Below are 18,635 nucleotides of genomic sequence, written 5' to 3' on the forward strand. Positions count from 1 at the left end.
GCCATGCAAACACCTCAGAACACGCCGCAAGGCGATGCAACGCCATCCCCGGCCCCCGGGCCTGATGGCGAGAAGCACAGCAGCAGCCAAGGCTTCAACCTCTCGCGCTGGGCGCTGCAGCATGTACCGCTCACGCGCTACCTGCTGATCATGCTGCTGCTGCTGGGCATTGGCGCGTATTTTCAGCTGGGGCAGGACGAAGACCCGCCGTTCACGTTCCGCGCGATGGTGGTCTCGGCCGCATGGCCCGGCGCCACGGCCCAGCAGATGGCCGAGCAGGTGACCGACAAGGTCGAGCGCACCTTGCAGGATGTGCCCAATGCCGACAAGATCGTCAGCTACTCCAAGCCCGGCGAGATGCTGGTCATCCTGAACCTGCGCGAAGACACGCGCCCGCAGGATGTGCCGCAGACCTGGCTGGCGGTGCGCAAGAAGGTGGGCGATATGCGCGCCAGCTTGCCCCAGGGCGTCCTCGGCCCTTTCTACAACGATGACTTTGGCGATGTCTACGGCGTCATCTATGCGCTGCAGGGCGAGGGCTATAGCTATGCCGAGCTCAAGGAATATGCCGACAGCGTGCGCCAGAGCCTGCTGCGGGTGAAGGATGTCGCCAAGGTCGAACTCTTTGGCGTGCAGGACGAGAAGCTCTATATCGAGATCTCGCGCAGCAAACTGGCCCAGCTGGGGCTGGACATGAACCAGGTCATTGCCCAGCTTGGCCAGCAAAACGCGGTGCAAAGCGGGGGCGAAGTACAAGCCGGTGCCGACCGGGTGCAGGTCGAGGTGACGGGCGAGTTCCGCCAGTTGGATGATGTAAAAGCCATGCCGATCCGGGGGCCCAATGGCAATCAACTGAAGCTGGGCGATATCGCTGATATCTACCGCAGCTACCTGGACCCGGCGAAGACCAAGGTGCATTTTCAGGGCCAGCCCGCGGTGGCCTTGGGTATCTCCATGCGCAAGGGCGGCGATGTGATTGCGCTGGGCAAGCAGCTGCATGCGGCGGTGGACAAGATTGTGCCGACCTTGCCGGCGGGCCTGCGGCTGGAGAATGTGCAGGACCAGCCCAAGGCGGTGGCCACGTCGGTCAATGAATTTGTGCGTGTGCTCATCGAGGCGGTGGTGATTGTGCTGGCCGTGAGCTTTGTGAGCCTGGGCATGCATATCCGCAAGGGCAAGGACCCACTGTGGCGCCGCATCACCTTGGACCCGCGCCCGGGCTTGGTGGTGGGCATCACCATCCCGCTGGTGCTCTGCGCCACCTTCCTGGCGATGTGGTACTGGGGCATTGGCCTGCACAAGGTCTCGCTGGGCTCGCTGATCATTGCGTTGGGCCTGCTGGTGGACGATGCGATCATTGCGGTCGAGATGATGGTGCGCAAGATGGAAGAGGGCTATGACAAGCTGAGTGCGGCCACTGCCGCCTACGACATCACTGCCAAGCCGATGCTGACGGGCACCTTGATCACCGCAGCCGGCTTTATGCCGATTGGCATTGCCAAGTCCACCACCGGCGAGTACACGTTTGCGATCTTTGCGGTGACGGTGATTGCACTGGTCATCAGCTGGGTGGCCTCGGTCTACTTTGTGCCCTATCTGGGCACGGTGTTCCTGAAGAAGCCCAAGCATGCGCCGCAAGAGAGCGATGGTGGTCAGGGTGGCGAGCATGCGATGTTCGACACCCCTTTCTACAACCGCTTCCGCCGTACCGTCTCCTGGTGCGTGGAGCACCGCTGGCTGACGATTGGCGCCACAGTGCTGGTGTTTGCGCTGGGCCTGTTTGGCATGACGCGGGTGCAGCAGCAGTTTTTTCCCGATTCCAACCGCACCGAGATCCTGATGGATGTCTGGCTGCCCGAGGGATCGAGCATGGCCGCCAACGAGGCGGTGACGCGGCGCATCGAGCAGCGCATGCAGGCGCAAGACGGCATCGAGTCGGTCACCTCCTGGATTGGCTCGGGCGTGCCGCGCTTCTACCTGCCGCTGGACCAGATTTTTCCGCAAACCAATGTCTCGCAGCTGATCCTGCTGCCCCACAACCTGGCCGACCGCGACAGCCTGATGAAGCGGCTGCCGACCTTGTTGGCGCAGGAGTTTCCGGAAGTACGCGCCCGCGTCAAGCTGCTGCCCAGCGGCCCGCCGGTGCCGTATCCGGTGCAGTTCCGCGTGATGGGGCAAGACCCCAAACTCCTGCGCAGCCTGGCGACCGAGGTCCGCACCCAGCTGGAGGCCTCGTCCGATATGCGCGGTGTGAATGACAACTGGAACGAGTCCATCAAGGTGCTGCGGCTGGAGGTGGACCAGAGCAAGGCCCGCGCGCTGGGGGTGAGCAACCAGAGCATTGCCCAGGCCACGCGCACCCAGTTGTCGGGCAATACCGTGGGCCAGTATCGCGAAGGCGACAAGCTGATCGACATGGTGCTGCGCCAACCGGTGGACGAGCGCCAGGCCGTTACCGATGTGGGCAATGCCTATGTGGCATCCAGCAGCGGCCAGGCGATCTTGCTGTCGCAGATTGCCAAGCCCAGCTTTGTCTGGGAGCCGGGCATTATGTGGCGCCAGGGGCGGGAGTACGCCATCACCGTGCAAGGCGATGTGGCCGCCGGCCTGCAAGGCCCGACGGTGACCCAGAAGCTCTGGCCTGATCTGCAAAAGCTGCAGCAGGGCTGGGGGGACAAGGGCCTGAACCAGTACCGCATCGAGATTGCTGGTGCGGTGGAAGAAAGCGCCAAGGGCTCGGACTCGATCATGGCGGGCATGCCCATCATGGTGTTCATCGTCTTTACCTTGCTGATGCTGCAACTGCACAGCTTCAGCCGCTCGCTCTTGGTCTATATCACCGGCTTCCTGGGCATTGCGGGGGTGACGGCGGCCTTGCTGCTGCTGAACCGGCCTTTTGGCTTTGTGGCCTTGCTGGGCGTTATCGCATTGATGGGCATGATCCAGCGCAACTCGGTGATCCTGATCGACCAGATCGAGGCCAACCATGCGGCAGGCCTGTCGACCTGGGATGCGATTGTCGAAGCCGCCACCCACCGGCTGCGCCCGATTGCGCTGACCGCTGCGGCTGCGGTGCTGGCGATGATCCCGCTGTCGCGCAGCATCTTCTGGGGGCCGATGGCGGTTGCGATCATGGGCGGTCTGGTGGTTGCCACGGTGCTGACTTTGCTGGCGCTGCCGGCGATGTATGCGGCCTGGTTCCGGGTAAAGAAGGAGCACAGCGAGGTGCCCCTGTCGGCTGCGGTGTAAACCGCTGGCGATGCAAAGCCATGCCGCCGGGGCAAAAGGGCAGTTTTTGCCCGGGTTTGCCCCAGGCAGCAATGGCTTGCATGTAGAATCGCGGATTGACCTAAAAACAGGCAGGTTGGCTCACTAGCCGGCTGTAGCCGCAACCGCGCGGGTGGCGAAATTGGTAGACGCACCAGGTTTAGGTCCTGACGCCAGCAATGGTGTGGGGGTTCGAGTCCCCCCCCGCGCACCAAGAAAAATGATAGCTGCACAGCGATGTGCAGCTTGATGTGGTGATGAATCAGAGCCGAATTTCCAGCAGGAGATTCGGCTTTTTTCTTGTCTAGAGTGGTGCGGGCTTGTCGCCTGCCCGGATCTGACCCCGCTTCATCACGGGCTTGGCAGCTCGGATAAGAGCTGGCTTTATATATAATGTTTGGTTTCGGTCGATGGCGCCTTGCGCTGCACCGCTTTCGTGACCAGGCTGGTTTTTGCCGCGTCACGCCAGGTGTTGCTTGCTACTGAATGCGCTGTCATCGTTTGATTTTTGGGTGTGCTGGGCTTAGGGCCAGTCGCCTATCTAAATGGGACCCCAGGTTGTAAAACGGTGCCAAGCCCCGTTGGTGCCACCTCTGCTGCGACACGGATAGTCCTCGCAGCAGACGCAAGCTTCTCCGCTTGCACAGGTGGTGTTGATGGCGTTTGCACACTGTGGCCGGTAGGGTTCGTGCCTAACTAGGATTAACCATGGCAGTGAATGTTGAAACCCTTGAAAAGCTCGAGCGCAAAATTTCGCTGAGCTTGCCTCTCGCATCCGTGCAAACCGAAGTGGACAGCCGCTTGAAGCGCCTGGCCCGCACCGTGAAGATGGACGGCTTCCGTCCAGGTAAGGTGCCGATGAACGTGGTGGCACAGCGCTATGGCTATTCCGTGCAGTACGAAGTGCTCAACGAGAAGGTCGGCGAGGCTTTTGCCAAGGCTGCCAACGAAGCCGAACTGCGCGTTGCAGGCCAGCCCAAGATCACCGAAAAAGACGGCGCAGCCGAAGGTGAACTGGCATTTGACGCCGTGTTCGAAGTGTTCCCCGAAGTCAAGATCGGTGACCTGGCTTCCGCCGAAGTGGAAAAGCTGGCCGCTGATGTGGACGACGCTGCCATCGAAAAGACCATCGACATCCTGCGCAAGCAACGCCGCACCTTCGCCCAACGCCCAGCCGACACGGCTGCCGTGGACGGCGACCGCGTGACCGTGGACTTCGAAGGCAAGATCGACGGCGAACCCTTCGCTGGCGGCAAGGCTGAAGCCTTCCAGTTCCTGATCGGCGAAGGCCAGATGCTCAAGGAATTCGAAGACGCAGTGCGCGGCATGAAGACCGGTGAATCCAAGACTTTCCCCCTGGCATTCCCTGAGGACTATCACGGCAAGGAAGTGGCTGGCAAGACTGCCGACTTCCTGGTGACCGTCAAGAAGGTGGAAGCCGCCAACCTGCCCGAAGTGAATGAAGCACTGGCCAAGTCCCTGGGCATCGCTGACGGCTCCGTCGAAGGCCTGCGCGCTGACATCAAGAAGAACCTGGAGCGTGAAGTCAAGTTCCGCGTTCAGTCGCGCAACAAGCAAGCCGTGATGGAAGCCCTGGTGTCCAAGGCTGAGCTGGACCTGCCCAAGGCGAGCATCGACGCCGAAGTCGGCCGTCTGCTGGAAGGCGCCCGTGAAGAGCTGAAGCAACGCGGCATCAAGGACGCTGACAAGGCTGAAATCCCAGCCGACGTGTTCCTGCCCCAAGCCGAGCGCCGCGTGCGCCTGGGCCTGGTGGTTGCCGAGCTGGTCAAGTCCAACAAGCTGGAAGCCACGCCTGAGCAAATCAAGGCCCACATCGACGAGCTGGCATCGAGCTACGAGAAGCCAGAAGACGTCGTGCGCTGGTACTTTGGCGACCGCCAACGTCTGGCCGAAGTCGAAGCCGTTGTGATCGAAAACAACGTGACCGAGTTCGTGCTGGGCAAGGCCAAGGTCAGCGACAAGGCTGTGTCCTTCGACGAGCTGATGGGCCAACAAGGCTGATAGCCAGGCGCGCTGGCCGGCTATGGCCGCCAGCGCTTGCCAGTCAAAATCAGGGGCTTGTGCTTTCGGGCACAGGCCCCATTTTATTGGGGTACAGTTAGCGCAGTCACAGTGCATTGACGCTAGCTTCCACCAATCCTGAACGGAGATGTAATGAGCGCACAAGATATTCAGAACTTGGGTTTGATCCCGATGGTGATCGAGCAATCGGGCCGTGGGGAGCGCTCGTTTGACATTTACTCGCGTCTGCTCAAGGACCGTGTGATTTTTCTGGTGGGCGAGGTCAATGACCAGACCGCCAACCTGGTGGTCGCCCAGATGCTGTTCCTGGAAAGCGAAAACCCCGACAAGGAAATTTCGCTCTACATCAACTCGCCAGGCGGCAGCGTGACGGCCGGCATGGCCATCTATGACACCATGCAGTTCATCAAGCCGCAGGTCTCCACCATGTGCCTGGGCTTTGCTGCCAGCATGGGTGCCTTCCTGCTGGCCGCTGGCGAGAAGGGCAAGCGCTACTCGCTGCCCAACTCCAAGATCATGATCCACCAGGTGCTGGGCGGCGCGCGCGGCCAGGCGACGGACATCGAGATCCATGCCCGCGACATCATCCGCACCAAGGAGCAGATGAACCGCATCCTGGCAGACCGCACCGGCCAGCCCTACGAAAAGGTCAAGGCCGATACCGAACGCGACTACTTCATGACGGCGCCTGAAGCCCAGGAGTATGGTTTGGTTGATACTGTGGTAGAAAAGCGTCCATAAGACGGCTTTTACAGATAAGCGGCCGCAACCCTACCGGTTGAGGCCGCTTTGTAGTTGGTTATCATTGTTTCCACATAGATTCGATTGAAGGCATTGCCCCCATGGCCGAGAAAAAAGGCTCATCCAGCGAAAAAACCCTGTACTGCTCGTTCTGCGGCAAGAGTCAGCACGAGGTGAAGAAACTCATTGCCGGACCGTCCGTGTTCATCTGCGATGAGTGCATCAACCTCTGCAACGACATCGTGCGCGACGAGGTGGCTGCAGAAGGCAAGGAGGGCGAGAAGGCCAAGGGTGATGATCTGCCGACACCGGCCGAGATCAAGGCCACCCTGGACAACTATGTCATTGGCCAGGATCCCGCCAAACGCACCTTGGCTGTGGCGGTGTACAACCACTACAAGCGCCTGGCGCACAAGGACAAGGCGGGCAAGGATGATGTGGAGCTGTCCAAGAGCAATATCTTGCTGATTGGCCCCACCGGTTCCGGCAAGACCTTGCTGGCCCAGACCCTGGCCCGGCAGCTGAATGTTCCGTTTGTGATGGCCGACGCTACCACCTTGACGGAAGCCGGCTATGTCGGCGAAGACGTCGAGAACATCGTGCAAAAGCTGCTGCAAAGCTGCAACTACGATGTGGAGCGTGCACAGCGCGGCATTGTCTATATCGACGAAATCGACAAGATCACCCGCAAGGCCGACAACCCTTCGATCACCCGCGACGTATCGGGTGAAGGCGTGCAGCAGGCGCTGCTCAAGCTGATCGAAGGCACGATGGCCTCGATCCCGCCCCAAGGCGGTCGCAAGCACCCGAACCAGGATTTTCTGCAGGTCGACACGACCAATATCCTGTTCATCTGCGGCGGCGCCTTTGCCGGGCTGGAGAAGGTGATCGAGAACCGCTCCGAGGCCTCAGGCATCGGTTTTGGTGCCACCGTCAAGAGCAAGCAGCAGCGTTCCATCTCCGAGGCTTTCCGCGACATCGAGCCGGAAGACCTGATCAAGTTCGGCATCATCCCTGAGCTGGTGGGCCGTCTGCCCGTGGTCACGGCGCTGGCCGAGCTGTCGGAAGACGCGCTGGTCCAAATCCTGACCCAGCCCAAGAATGCGCTGGTCAAGCAGTACAACAAGCTGCTGGGCATGGAAGGCGTGGAGCTGGAAGTGCGCCCCGATGCGCTGAACGCGATTGCGAAGAAGGCGCTGGCCCGCAAGACCGGTGCGCGGGGCTTGCGCTCCATTCTTGAACAATCGTTGATGACCACCATGTTTGACCTGCCCACCACGGACAATGTGGCCAAGGTGGTAGTCGAAGAGGCGACGATCAACGAAGGCAAGCCGCCCCTCCTGGTGTACCGGGAAGCGGCCAAGAAGGCCTGATAGGCCCGGTGGCAGAGTCTTTAGGGGCTCTGCCATCTGCGTTTTACAAGGGTCGCCCGGCGCCGCCGGGCTGTATCCCAAGGGCTTGAGGTGCATTTGCCGGCCTGCACCCGCCCTGGCCCCTGGTTTTTGATGGCCAAGGGTTGAAATTTCACTTTTACGAATCATCTTCGTACAAGTTTCAAAAGGATTTTCATGTCCGACAACCAAACCCAATCCTCCCACCCCCTGGAATTGCCCATGCTCCCTTTGCGGGACGTGGTCGTGTTTCCGCACATGGTGATCCCGCTGTTCGTCGGCCGCCCCAAGAGCATCAAGGCGCTGGAGACGGCGATGGAAGGCGACCGCAAGATCATGCTGGTGGCCCAGAAGACGGCCGCCAAGGACGATCCCACGGTCAATGACATGTTCAGCGTGGGCTGCGTCTCGACCATCTTGCAGATGCTCAAGCTGCCCGACGGCACCGTCAAGGTGCTGGTCGAAGGCGTGCAGCGCGCGCAAGTGCTGGAAATCGCCGAAGGCGAGGACTTTTTCACCGCCAAGATCGAGCCTGTGGAGCCCGGTGATGCAGCCGACAAGGCCAGCGAGATCGAGGCCCTGCGCCGCGCGGTGATGCAGCAGTTCGACCAGTACGTCAAGCTGAACAAGAAGATCCCGTCCGAGATCCTGACTTCCATCTCCGGTATCGACGACGCAGGCCGCCTGGCCGACACCATCGCCGCCCACCTGCCGCTGAAGCTGGAAAACAAACAGGCTGTGCTGGAGCTGCAAAAGGTGCAGGCCCGCCTGGAAAACCTGTACGACCAGCTCGAGCGCGAAGTCGACATTCTCAATGTCGACAAGAAGATCCGTGGCCGCGTCAAAAAGCAGATGGAAAAGAGCCAGCGCGACTTCTACCTGAACGAGCAGGTCAAGGCCATCCAGAAGGAACTGGGCGAGGGCGAAGACGGCGCTGATCTGGAAGACCTTGAGAAGAAGATCAAGCTCGCCAAGATGACGCAGGATGCGCGCAAAAAGGCCGAGGGCGAGCTCAAGAAGCTCAAGCTGATGTCGCCGATGTCGGCCGAGGCCTCGGTGGTGCGCAACTACATCGAAACCCTGGTGAACCTGCCCTGGGCCAAGAAGACCAAGGTCAAGAAAGACCTGGTCATTGCCGAAGATGTGCTGAACGAAGACCATTACGGCCTCGACAAGGTCAAGGACCGCATCCTTGAGTATCTTGCAGTGCAGCAGCGCGTGGATAAGGTCAAGGCACCGATTCTGTGCCTGGTGGGCCCTCCTGGCGTGGGCAAGACCTCGCTGGGCCAGTCGATTGCCAAGGCCACCGGGCGCAAGTATGTGCGCATGGCCCTGGGCGGCATGCGCGACGAGGCCGAGATCCGCGGTCACCGCCGCACCTACATCGGCGCGATGCCGGGCAAGGTGCTGCAGAACCTGTCCAAGGTCGGCACGCGCAATCCACTGTTCCTGCTCGACGAAATCGACAAGCTGGGCATGGATTTTCGCGGTGACCCCTCCAGCGCCTTGCTGGAAGTGCTCGACCCCGAGCAGAACAGCAAGTTCGGCGACCACTATGTGGAAGTCGACTTTGACCTCAGCGATGTGATGTTTGTCGCCACGTCGAACTCGATGAACATCCCGCCAGCGCTGCTGGACCGGATGGAAGTGATCCGCCTGGCGGGTTATACCGAGGACGAGAAGACCAATATCGCAATGCGCTACCTGCTGCCCAAGCAGATCGAGAACAACGGCGTCAAGGCCGGTGAGCTGGAGCTGCGCGAGGATGCGGTGCGCGACATCGTGCGCTACTACACCCGCGAAGCCGGTGTGCGTTCGCTCGAACGTGAGCTGTCCAAGATCTGCCGCAAGGTGGTCAAGAACATCCAGCTGGGCAAGGCGCAGGCACCGGTGCAGGTCACCGCAGACAATCTGCCCGACTACCTGGGCGTGCGCAAGTTCAGCTACGGCCATGCCGAGCAGAAGAACCAGGTCGGCCAGGTCGTTGGCTTGGCATGGACCGAGGTGGGCGGCGATCTGCTGACCATCGAAGCCGCTGCCATGCCCGGCAAGGGCGTCATCAACCGCACCGGTTCGTTGGGCGATGTGATGAAGGAATCGGTGGAAGCTGCCCGCACGGTGGTGCGCAGCCGCGCCCGTTCACTGGGTATCCGTGATGACGTGTTCGAGAAGCGCGACATCCACATCCACGTGCCCGATGGCGCCACCCCCAAGGATGGCCCCAGCGCTGGTGCCGCGATGACGACGGCCCTGGTGTCGGTGCTGACCGGTATCCCCGTGCGCGCCGATGTGGCGATGACCGGTGAGATCACCTTGCGCGGTGAAGTCACCGCCATTGGTGGCTTGAAGGAAAAGCTGCTGGCTGCGCTGCGCGGCGGTATCAAGACCGTGATGATCCCGGAAGAGAACGTCAAGGACCTGGCCGAGATCCCGGACAACGTCAAGAGCGGTCTGGAGATCGTGCCGGTGCGCTGGATCGACAAGGTGCTGGAAGTGGCGCTGGAAGTCACCCCCACGCCACTGAGCGACAGCGATGTGCCGGCGGTGGAGCCCGTGCCCGTGGTGCCTGCTGCAGCCGTGGCCGCCACCGCTGCCAAGGCCGCGCCTGCACGCCGCACGCGTGCCATCAAGCACTGAGCGCCTGCTGGCCAGACAGGAAAACCGGCCCGTCATCAAAAACGGGCCGGTTTGCCAAAAAGTCCAAAAAATATGCGTTACAATGCATACCATCGCGGAGCCCGGTATATAATAGCGGACTTCCGGTAAAACGGATATGCGGGAATAGCTCAGTTGGTAGAGCGATACCTTGCCAAGGTATAGGTCGACGGTTCGAACCCGTTTTCCCGCTCCACATTCGCAGTGCTGAAATTTTTTCAGTGCAGCAAAAAATCCATGGCGCGATAGCAAAGCGGTTATGCACCGGATTGCAAATCCGGTTAGTCCAGTTCGACTCTGGATCGCGCCTCCAGGACATGCTAGTCAGTAAGTTTTGGGTTCGTTGAGATACGAACAATGTTTGCGGGAATAGCTCAGTTGGTAGAGCGATACCTTGCCAAGGTATAGGTCGACGGTTCGAACCCGTTTTCCCGCTCCAGTTTTCAAAGCTGGTGTGATCTGTGTTCATGCTAGTTTTTGCGGGAATAGCTCAGTTGGTAGAGCGATACCTTGCCAAGGTATAGGTCGACGGTTCGAACCCGTTTTCCCGCTCCAGTTTCAAAGCTGGTGTGATCTGTGTTCATGCTGGTTTTTTGCGGGAATAGCTCAGTTGGTAGAGCGATACCTTGCCAAGGTATAGGTCGACGGTTCGAACCCGTTTTCCCGCTCCAACACATTGCAAAAAAGAGTCTTCGGGCTCTTTTTTGCATTTCAGCTCCGGCCTTTTGCGTGGTGGAGCTGGCTGCCACCGCTGCCTGCGGATCGCGCAGGATTGGCAGCTTCCTTCTTCTCTGTCTTCATGCGCTACGACAAGCGCTTGCGATCACTGCTGCAGCGTTGCCCTCAGCCACGATCTGCCGCTGTCTTCGTCCAAGAGCCTGGCTGGAGCAGCTAGAATGGCAGGCTGCGTGCCTCGATGGTGAAATTGGTAGACACCCGGGACTTAAAATCCCGTGCCGCGAAAGCGGCGTGCCGGTTCGATCCCGGCTCGAGGCACCACTGCTGAGATGAATGCTGAACCTGGGTGCAATGCCTGGGTAGATCATCTGCAAAACAGCACATGCTGGCTGACATCGCAGCAGACTCCATCCAATAGACCCCATATAGCGTGCCGTCACAGGCAGGCTAACGGTCCTCCTTTAGCGGAAAACGCTGACCCGGAAAGAACACACGCTCAATCTCTCGCAGCGTGCGTGCGCCAATCGTGTGGATCTTCAATAATTTATGTGGATAGGCCTCGCGCAGTTGCTCAGGCGTCTTGATGCCGGCACGTGCAAGTGTGCGCACCGTCACCAGCGGCAGCCTGCCATTCAAGGCCGAATCCTGGGCAAATCGGATGGATGGCGGGGCAAAGTCTGGCTCAAAGCACTGCTCGGGGAAAAAGGCCATCTCGATCTTGCGAAAGCGCAGAACGCCGATGCCATGCATGCGCAGCAATCGCAGCGGATAGGCATGCTTGACGGCTTCCACTGAATGCACGCCATTCTTGGCCAGGATTCGGATGATGCGGTCTGACAAAAGACCGTTTAGTGGGGTGTGGGGAGGGGGAGATTTGTTGTATTCATTCGACATCCAGCCAGATCGTAGAACCTGCTAGTAGGGACGAACGACGGCCGGCAGAGGGCATCGGCTGTAGGCCTTGGCAGACAGCCGCCGTGGTCATCGCATCGTCAGCGGATGTCCCGTTTGCGGCGCTGGGTCTATTCAGTTACGTAAATAGCTCTTACGGCCGCTGTCTGACAAGCAATAGCGGCCGCCCCGGGGGCCCGTGCAATAGCGGTTGGCGCGGCAAGCGCAGTCCGAACTCGAGGCTTGGGCATTGGAGACCAGTGGCCGTATGCTGGGGGCGGGGGCGTCTGTGGCACTGCAGAGACGTTTAGAGCCGCTGACCGAGCCATCGTTGCAGACAAAACGCGTTCCCGCGCAGTGCGCGACGCCGCCTTTGCTGCCGCTGCAGGGGTAGTTGGCCGCTTGGCTCAGTGGTGCCAGCGCGGCGATAAGCAGGATTGCAGCAAAGCGGCTGGTAGTCCGCACCGCTGCCATAGGCTTTGCTCCGATCTTCGCCATCGCTTGTTCTGCCCTTTTCCCGGCCTGTTTGCGGCCCCTGTATTGCGCGAATCTTGCATCATGTTGTTACACAAGTCAAACTTGGGGGATGCGAAATTCGGTTCACCTGTTCCTCAACCAGGGATGCTCTGTCAAACCCTCGCCAAGCAGGATGGACGCGGATCGGGATGAGACGCAAGGCGTCTTTGCAGTCAATAGCCGTAGCTATTGACAAGGAAGACAACGCAGCGGATCGCCCGAGCCCGCGTTCAGACCACGGCAGGGAGTTTTGCAGAGGGTCCCTAGCGCTCCGCCGGCGTGACTTTGACTGCGCTGGTCTGCATTTCTTCGCGGTCTGCTGATTGATCCTCCTCCAACGGATGCAGCGGTCCCATCCATCGGAATGGCCTGCGGCTGGGACTTTGTTGGCGTGCCAGCGCATCCACCGATCGCAGCCACTGGGTCAGCTCTCCGGCCCGCATTGTGGCGCTGCGCTGGGTCCCCAAGCGGCCCAAAAAGCGGCCCAGTTCCTCGTGCCAAGAAGCATAGTCGCCGCAGCCATGGGTGCACCAGTGCGGGCGCATGCCCAGCCAGGCCTTGATGCTGGGGTGTTGGCTCAGCGCGCTGGTGTCGAGGATGCAATGCACATCGACATGCGGCGGGAACATGGCTTCCACCTCGCGCAGAAACACCAGAAACTCCTGGTGCCGCAGGCGTGGCTTGCACTGCGCGGCAGAGCTTTTGCAGACGCTGTTCAACGCCTTGCAAAGTGCGGCTGAGAGCGGGTGCTGGCAGTCTTCGCTGTCGGGCAGGACTTGGGCTTCGCTGGACTTTGCCGGGGCGGCGGGCAGGCTGAGCGGGCTCTTGGTATCCAGGCAGATAACCAGAGCCTTGTCGCTGCCGCTCAGGTAGAGCGCGGCGGGCGCCTGCAATTGCTCCAGCAGGAGCGGATCGCTGAACAGTGCAAAGTGGGGGCGGGACTTGGTCTTGCCCAGCAGCTGCAGATAGCGGGCCACGCTGCTTTTAGACATGCCCGTGCGTGCAGCCAGCGCACGCACGCTGTCGGATGCTGCTTCCTCAGACGCCAGTGCTGCTTTGGCGGTGGTGGCGATAGCCTGCAGCTGGCGGTCATCGATGGTGCGGGGTTTGCCAGTGCGCATGCTGTCGTACAGACCCAGGATGCGATGGCTCGTAAAGCGGCGGCGCCATTTGCCCACCGTCGCCTGGGTCAGCGCCATGCTGTTGGCAATGCTGACATTGCTGTCGCCCTCCACACTGCGCAGGATGATCCTGGCGCGGGTGGCGAGATGGGCGGGCTGGCCGGGGTGGTTGGCCAGGGTTTCGAGCTGTTCGCGTTCCCGCGCAGTCAGTGTGATCCCTGGCTTGGGTCTGCCTTTTTCCATCGTGGTTTCTCCGTCTCTTGGAATCTTCTGCAAAGCCTCTGCTGAGGGGAATGGCTAGGGACCCTCTGCAAAACTCCCTGCCGTGGTCTGAACGCGGTCTCGGGCGATCCGCTGCGTTGTCTTCCTTGTCAATAGCTACGGCTATTGACTGCAAAAGACGCCTTGCGGCTCATCCCGACCCGCGTCCTTCCCGCTTGGCGAGGGTTTTGCAGAGCATCCCTAGGAGTCGAGATGCAGCGTCAGGCATTTTCGCAAGCCAACATTCAGCGCTCGACTTGGGAAGGCCGCTGGGCTCGTCGCCCGAGCCTGCATCCAGACCACTCCAGGGTTTTCCAGAAGATTCCTTGCTATGTATTGAAGCAGCCGTTAATGCTGCTTATTTAGTGGACAGATTAAATGATTACTCGCTAGTTATGGCAAGTTATTCTGGGACGGTATCGAATATCGATTGCATATATATGTTGTGTAGTTGTGGGACGGTGAGCGGTCTGGATGGCTTGGGTCATGATTTCTATGAAATTATTGTGTCATCTCGCAGTTGCTGCTTAGGATTGTTCAATAACCCGTGGATGTCATCAATATGACAGTTGAAAAATTTCATCTAGCAACAAATTAATTTTGACAAATAAGCTTATTCAGTCTATTTAAGCGTCGAAACAATTTGTTAACATTTTAATGAAAATCGCATGTACATTGGCAAAACAGATCGATACCATTGCGCCGTTCAGTAATCGTGCTGGGTGGTGACGTGGCATGGTTTCTGAAACCCCTGAATTTTCATCCGAATGATCCATGAATGAGGAGCTAGCCTTGAATATGACAAATCACACCAATTCCCATATTGCAACCATCTCCAAGCCCGTGGCCAAGCGCACATCGCGCGGCCAAGGCATGACGGAATACATCATTATCTTGGGCCTGATCGCGATTGCCGCGATTGCCGCATTCAGCTTTTTCGGCCAAACGGTTCGCAGCCAGGTAGCGGGTATGGCTAAAGAAGTCGGTGGTGAATCGGGTAAGGAAGGTATTACTGCAGCGCAGGCTGCTTCGGGTAAGGCGCTGACCAATGCACAGAAGAACATGAATATGTCGACCTACACCGAAGGCGGCAACGACGGCGCCAAGTAAGGGCCAGGGTCGCACCCCCTGGTGCGCTGCTGCAAAGTTGTAGGCCTTCGGCCTCGTGGTACGCCAGTACTGCCTGTGATTTTGCAGCGCGCCTCCAAGCACTATTTGGGTTCTGGGGTTGCGATTATGTCTCTGAGGAATAAACGGGAGGGAGGACCTCCGGAATTGAATGAATTAAATAACATTGGCAATCATGCATAATCCAAATTCGTATCGGTCTAGAGATCGCGTACAAAAAGGGCAGGTGATTGTCTATTTGTTGGCCATGATTCCGGTGGTCTGTCTCAGCATATTCTTGGTCTATAACACGGCCATTGTTGCGCGAGACAAAATGAAGCTGCAAAATAATGCCGATGCGATGACCTATAGTGCATCCACCGTATTTGCGCGGCAATTAAATTTTCTGGCTTATACCAATCGGGCCATGGCCGCGAATGAAGCGGGCGTGGCCATGCTGGCGAGCTTTCAAACCTCCATCGGGATGGTGGTCAGCACGGCGGCCAATATCCAGGTCGCGCGGGTAGAGATCGAAGGGCAGAAGGGCGTCTGGAACCTGGCCCAGGCAGCTGCGGCCGCCGCGCGCTATGACTTCGTCAGCGCTATCAATTACCTGGTCAAGTGGGGCGGCAATGTGCAGGCCGCTGCCAAGTACCAGCGCCAGGCCAACAACATTGCCAAGGCGATCGAACCTTCGGCCCGGCCGTTCCAGATCATGGTGGATGCACTGCGGGTGCTGAACACCGCCATCTCCCTGGCGCAGGCGGCCACCACCGGCGTCAGCATCCCCGAAGCCATCGTGGTGGCCAAGGATGTGCTCAATGACAACGATGACAAGGCCTATTTGCCGGTAGCGGCCAATGCACCGCTGATTGCCAGTTCCTCGCTGGAGTTTCTCAACTTCATCAAGCTCTACAGCACCACGTCGGACCGCCGCAACGACGAAGACGATTTTTTTGATGCGATGCGCTTTGCCCATGCGGCGCAGGCGACACGCGATGACTTCACCAAGGACCGGCGCATTTTCCCGGGGCTGATCGGCCAGGGCATCAGCGGCATGCAGAACGAGGACTCCAGCTTTGACCTGTCCAGCGGCCCGATTGCCACGGCCATGCAAGAGCTGCTCAAGGGCACGGTGTCCTGGAAGGGCGGCACCGAGCTGGTCGCCACCCGGGGCTCCGACATTGCCGATGAGCGTGGCCGCATCCGCTGGCAATCTGCTGATTCGGTGAACGTGGCCGGTGCCGGGATGCTGCTGGCCGAGCGCTTTGTCGGCGATTTCGGGCTGGGCGCAGCCGCTGCCACCGGCGGCTCCGGCTATGCCGACAAGGGCTGGTCCGGCAACCGCCTGGCTCTGCGCTCTTACGACAAGAATTTCAAACCGCGCAATGTCGATCCCGAGTACCAAAGCGATGAAAAGCGCGACTACGGCAAGCTGACCAAGGGCGGGCTGTCCGACAGCGCCATCTATGCTGCTGGTCGGGACAATGATGGCAACAATTTGCTGGTGCCTTACGCGGTGCTGCAGTTCAACTCGGCCTATAAGTACAAGCCCCGCACCGACATTGGCCTGGTCACCAAGAATTTCTCGCTGCCCCGCTATTGGGATGTGCGCCAGCTGCGCACACTCAAGGGCCGCGACCAGGACAAGTGGTACGGCGACCTGTCGATGACGAGCATCAACCCGCGCAAGTGGGGCAGCCTGACCGACAAAGGCCCGACCATTTCGGTCATGGTCGCGCGCAAGGGCAGCGATGTGCGCACCGGGGAGCAAGCCGGCTTTGGCTATGCCAAGGATGACTACAGCATCGGCCTGCGCGACCGCCTGTTTGGCGGCGACATGAGCGCGCTGTCCTCCGCCCGGCTGTATTTCAAGCGGCCGCAGGACCGCTGGCAGCGCCGCGACATGACCAAGGACCAGTACAAGTCGCTGCAGATTGCCGGCCGCACGATCAAGGTCGGTTTTACCGGCGGCTATATCGAGCACAAGAACCTTTTTTCGCCGTACTGGCAGGTCCACCATGTCGAGCCCTCCATCTGGGCACGTGGCGTGGCCGTGGCTGGCTCGGCCCTGGGCGGGTCGGATGGCCTGTTCGGGGGCGGCGAGCCCGACAACCAGGATGCGGCGCAATGATGTTCCAGACTCCCCCGATGAAGGCCCAGCGCCGCCCCGCTCAGCAACGTGCGCAGCAGGGCAGTGCGCTGGTCGAGGTTACCTTGATCAGCGGTTTTGCCGCCTTGCTGATGGCGGCTGTTCCCTTGATTGCCGACTACGGCCAGGCGCGTATGCAGGTCACAGCGGCGGCCAAGCTCAATGCCTGGCAGCGCGCGGTCTGGTTTCCTGGCGCGGCGGAAACCGAAGTCATGTCGGCCGACCAGTACAAGGGAGCGAGCGGGGCCATCCGCAAGTCGGATACCGAGCTGAGCAATGATTTGCGCCGCCATGTGTTCCGCGACCCCAAGCAGGACACGGACACCGGCGTGCATGGCGAAGCCGTGTCCGAGTTCACCAACGGCCAGGCCCGCATGCCCGACTTCAACGAGTCGCTCAGCGCCAAGACCACGGCTGCACCGCTGCCCTCGGTGGCGGCCTTCATGGATACGGTGTTCTCCAAGGTCGGCGAGGTGCAGAACCTGGCCAAGGGCGAGTCGATCGCCAAGTTCCGCTTTGTCACCCAGGGCTATATGCGCACGGAGGTGGCTTTGCAGCGCGGCGCTGGCTTTGCCGCCGAGCGCTTTCCCACCGAATTTGGCAGGGTCGAATCGGCCTTGCACAAGAACGACACTCCGTTGCCGCTCAAGCTCGAGATCAAGGACCATGTGACCATGCTGTCCGAGCCCTGGAGCGCCGGCGGCACCAACCGCGAAGAATCCAAGATCCAGGGCCTGGTGCCGATGAAGCTGCTGGACCGGCCCGAGTACCAGGATTTCCGTGCACCGCTGGGGCAGTTGGGCAGCACGCTCAAGTGGCTCTGGCCCACCTTTGACCATAACAAGCTCACCATGGGCCTGGCGCCGGGTGATGCACAGGAGAAATCGGTACCGCTGGACCGCTATGAGTGGCTGCAGAAGGTACCTGCCGACGAGACCTATAACGACAACCCGGGCGAGCATGAATGCGGACCGCTGGAGAAGCCCGACGGCAAGGACTGCTTCCGCTTCTACCGCGCCTTCCCGCCGCCGCCCGTCGTCAACACCTTGCCATGACGATGAACCCTTTGTGCTGGCCCTGGCTGGGGGCGCGGTGGGCGCGGCTGCTTGGCCTGTTGTTGGCGGTGCTGGCCGTCTCGCTGCCGGTCGCGGCCCGCGCTGCGCCCGGCAACGCCATTGCCTGGCCGGCCATCCTTTTTCCCGATAAGAATCTGTCGCCGTATTGGGTGGCCGAGCTGATCGTTCAGAACAAGATTCCGATGCAGATCCAGGCCTTTGATGTGGATGGCGACACCCGCAAGGCCCAGCGCTTCTACCAGGAATGGCTGGGCGGTAAGGCCGATTTTTCGGAGACCACGCTCGATGGCATTCCGATCCTTGGCGCGCGCGATGGCCATTTCCGCATCACTGCCGAGTTCCGGCCGCTGCCCAACGGCAAGCAGCAGGTGCGCATCTCCTCGGCCTGGCTGCACGGCGCGGTGCCGCAGCTGGTCAGCGATCAGCTGCAGCGCCGCAGTTACCTGGCCGTGCCCATGGGCACCGATGAGTTCTCCGACACCTTTTCGTTTGATGCTGACCGGGTCAACCGCACCACCGTCTGGGGCAATACCTTGAGCGTCGAGGCCAATGAGCTCTACATCCGCGAGCAGGCGCTGGTGGCCGGCTGGACGGTGCTGAGCCGCAAGACCGTCAAGGGTGGCACGCGCGCCCAGGTGGTGCTGCGGCGCGGTGGCCAGGAGGCCGTGATCGCCATCGCCCACAACGGCGTGGGTTGCTCCATCGTCATCAGCAATACCTTGCCGCAGGCCTAGCC

The 18,635-nt window shown here is 60.3% G+C and carries 11 protein-coding genes and 7 tRNA genes; 16 read left to right on the forward strand and 2 right to left on the reverse strand.

Going from position 1 to position 18,635, the window contains the following annotated elements; translation table 11 throughout:
• The first annotated feature begins 3 nt into the window (after positions 1 to 3).
• The 12 genes from HS961_RS08170 (at position 4) to HS961_RS08225 (ending at position 11,096) form a co-directional block, all read left to right on the forward strand.
• A complete protein-coding gene (locus tag HS961_RS08170) occupies positions 4 to 3,249 on the forward strand; it encodes an efflux RND transporter permease subunit (protein ID WP_182327228.1) in 3,246 nt (1,081 codons plus the stop codon).
• Between the two features lie 145 nt (positions 3,250 to 3,394).
• Positions 3,395 to 3,481, forward strand: a tRNA-Leu gene (locus HS961_RS08175).
• Between the two features lie 494 nt (positions 3,482 to 3,975).
• The gene (gene tig, locus HS961_RS08180; RefSeq protein ID WP_182327229.1) at positions 3,976 to 5,289 is read left to right on the forward strand and encodes a trigger factor; all 1,314 of its coding nucleotides are present in this window, start codon (positions 3,976 to 3,978) and stop codon (positions 5,287 to 5,289) included.
• A 153-nt stretch (positions 5,290 to 5,442) separates the two neighbouring features.
• A complete protein-coding gene (clpP, locus tag HS961_RS08185; protein ID WP_182327230.1) occupies positions 5,443 to 6,051 on the forward strand; it encodes an ATP-dependent Clp endopeptidase proteolytic subunit ClpP in 609 nt (202 codons plus the stop codon).
• Positions 6,052 to 6,152: 101 nt separating this feature from the next.
• Positions 6,153 to 7,424 (forward strand): ATP-dependent Clp protease ATP-binding subunit ClpX, encoded by a 1,272-nt coding sequence (clpX, locus tag HS961_RS08190; protein WP_182327231.1) that lies wholly within the window; start codon positions 6,153 to 6,155, stop codon positions 7,422 to 7,424.
• Positions 7,425 to 7,619: 195 nt separating this feature from the next.
• A complete protein-coding gene (lon, locus tag HS961_RS08195) occupies positions 7,620 to 10,079 on the forward strand; it encodes an endopeptidase La (RefSeq protein ID WP_182327232.1) in 2,460 nt (819 codons plus the stop codon).
• A gap of 138 nt (positions 10,080 to 10,217) precedes the next feature.
• A tRNA-Gly gene (locus tag HS961_RS08200) sits at positions 10,218 to 10,293 on the forward strand.
• Positions 10,294 to 10,336: 43 nt separating this feature from the next.
• Positions 10,337 to 10,410 (forward strand) — tRNA-Cys (locus tag HS961_RS08205).
• A 50-nt stretch (positions 10,411 to 10,460) separates the two neighbouring features.
• A tRNA-Gly gene (locus tag HS961_RS08210) sits at positions 10,461 to 10,536 on the forward strand.
• A gap of 40 nt (positions 10,537 to 10,576) precedes the next feature.
• Positions 10,577 to 10,652: transfer RNA gene (locus HS961_RS08215), tRNA-Gly, on the forward strand.
• 40 nt (positions 10,653 to 10,692) lie between these two features.
• Positions 10,693 to 10,768 (forward strand) — tRNA-Gly (locus HS961_RS08220).
• 239 nt (positions 10,769 to 11,007) lie between these two features.
• Positions 11,008 to 11,096 (forward strand) — tRNA-Leu (locus HS961_RS08225).
• A 126-nt stretch (positions 11,097 to 11,222) separates the two neighbouring features.
• Here the strand turns inward: HS961_RS08225 and HS961_RS08230 are convergent.
• Together HS961_RS08230 and HS961_RS08235 are read right to left on the reverse strand one after the other, a co-directional pair.
• A complete protein-coding gene (locus HS961_RS08230; RefSeq protein ID WP_182327233.1) occupies positions 11,223 to 11,615 on the reverse strand; it encodes a helix-hairpin-helix domain-containing protein in 393 nt (130 codons plus the stop codon).
• Positions 11,616 to 12,445: 830 nt separating this feature from the next.
• Positions 12,446 to 13,546, reverse strand: coding sequence for a helix-turn-helix domain-containing protein (locus HS961_RS08235; RefSeq protein WP_182327234.1), 1,101 nt, complete (start codon positions 13,544 to 13,546; stop codon positions 12,446 to 12,448).
• A gap of 792 nt (positions 13,547 to 14,338) precedes the next feature.
• Between HS961_RS08235 and HS961_RS08240 the strand changes: the two genes are divergently transcribed.
• The 4 genes from HS961_RS08240 to HS961_RS08255 all read left to right on the forward strand — a co-directional run bounded on the left by HS961_RS08240 (position 14,339) and on the right by HS961_RS08255 (position 18,633).
• Complete coding sequence (locus tag HS961_RS08240; protein ID WP_412101639.1) at positions 14,339 to 14,674, forward strand: pilus assembly protein; 336 nt, start codon at positions 14,339 to 14,341, stop codon at positions 14,672 to 14,674.
• 331 nt (positions 14,675 to 15,005) lie between these two features.
• Positions 15,006 to 16,805, forward strand: a complete 1,800-nt coding sequence (locus HS961_RS08245) for a hypothetical protein (protein ID WP_182327235.1) — start codon at positions 15,006 to 15,008, stop codon at positions 16,803 to 16,805.
• Positions 16,805 to 17,878 (forward strand): hypothetical protein, encoded by a 1,074-nt coding sequence (locus HS961_RS08250; RefSeq protein WP_182327236.1) that lies wholly within the window; start codon positions 16,805 to 16,807, stop codon positions 17,876 to 17,878. Before HS961_RS08245 ends, HS961_RS08250 begins: the two co-directional genes overlap by 1 nt.
• A complete protein-coding gene (locus tag HS961_RS08255) occupies positions 17,875 to 18,633 on the forward strand; it encodes a hypothetical protein (RefSeq protein WP_182327237.1) in 759 nt (252 codons plus the stop codon). The genes HS961_RS08250 and HS961_RS08255 overlap by 4 nt, the downstream gene beginning before the upstream one ends.
• The last annotated feature ends 2 nt before the right edge of the window (positions 18,634 to 18,635 follow it).

The organism is Comamonas piscis (genome assembly GCF_014109725.1).
In the GTDB taxonomy this organism is placed as follows: domain Bacteria; phylum Pseudomonadota; class Gammaproteobacteria; order Burkholderiales; family Burkholderiaceae_C; genus Comamonas; species Comamonas piscis.

Excerpts from the sequence above, each read along its gene's own strand:
- HS961_RS08170 (WP_182327228.1), top strand. The coding sequence starts at position 4 with ATGCAAACACCTCAGAACACGCCGCAAGGCGATGCAACGCCATCCCCG.
- tig (WP_182327229.1), top strand. The coding sequence starts at position 3,976 with ATGGCAGTGAATGTTGAAACCCTTGAAAAGCTCGAGCGCAAAATTTCG.
- clpP (WP_182327230.1), top strand. The coding sequence starts at position 5,443 with ATGAGCGCACAAGATATTCAGAACTTGGGTTTGATCCCGATGGTGATC.
- clpX (WP_182327231.1), top strand. The coding sequence starts at position 6,153 with ATGGCCGAGAAAAAAGGCTCATCCAGCGAAAAAACCCTGTACTGCTCG.
- lon (WP_182327232.1), top strand. The coding sequence starts at position 7,620 with ATGTCCGACAACCAAACCCAATCCTCCCACCCCCTGGAATTGCCCATG.
- HS961_RS08235 (WP_182327234.1), bottom strand. The coding sequence starts at position 13,546 with ATGGAAAAAGGCAGACCCAAGCCAGGGATCACACTGACTGCGCGGGAA.
- HS961_RS08240 (WP_412101639.1), top strand. The coding sequence starts at position 14,339 with ATGAATGAGGAGCTAGCCTTGAATATGACAAATCACACCAATTCCCAT.
- HS961_RS08245 (WP_182327235.1), top strand. The coding sequence starts at position 15,006 with ATGAAGCTGCAAAATAATGCCGATGCGATGACCTATAGTGCATCCACC.
- HS961_RS08250 (WP_182327236.1), top strand. The coding sequence starts at position 16,805 with ATGTTCCAGACTCCCCCGATGAAGGCCCAGCGCCGCCCCGCTCAGCAA.
- HS961_RS08255 (WP_182327237.1), top strand. The coding sequence starts at position 17,875 with ATGACGATGAACCCTTTGTGCTGGCCCTGGCTGGGGGCGCGGTGGGCG.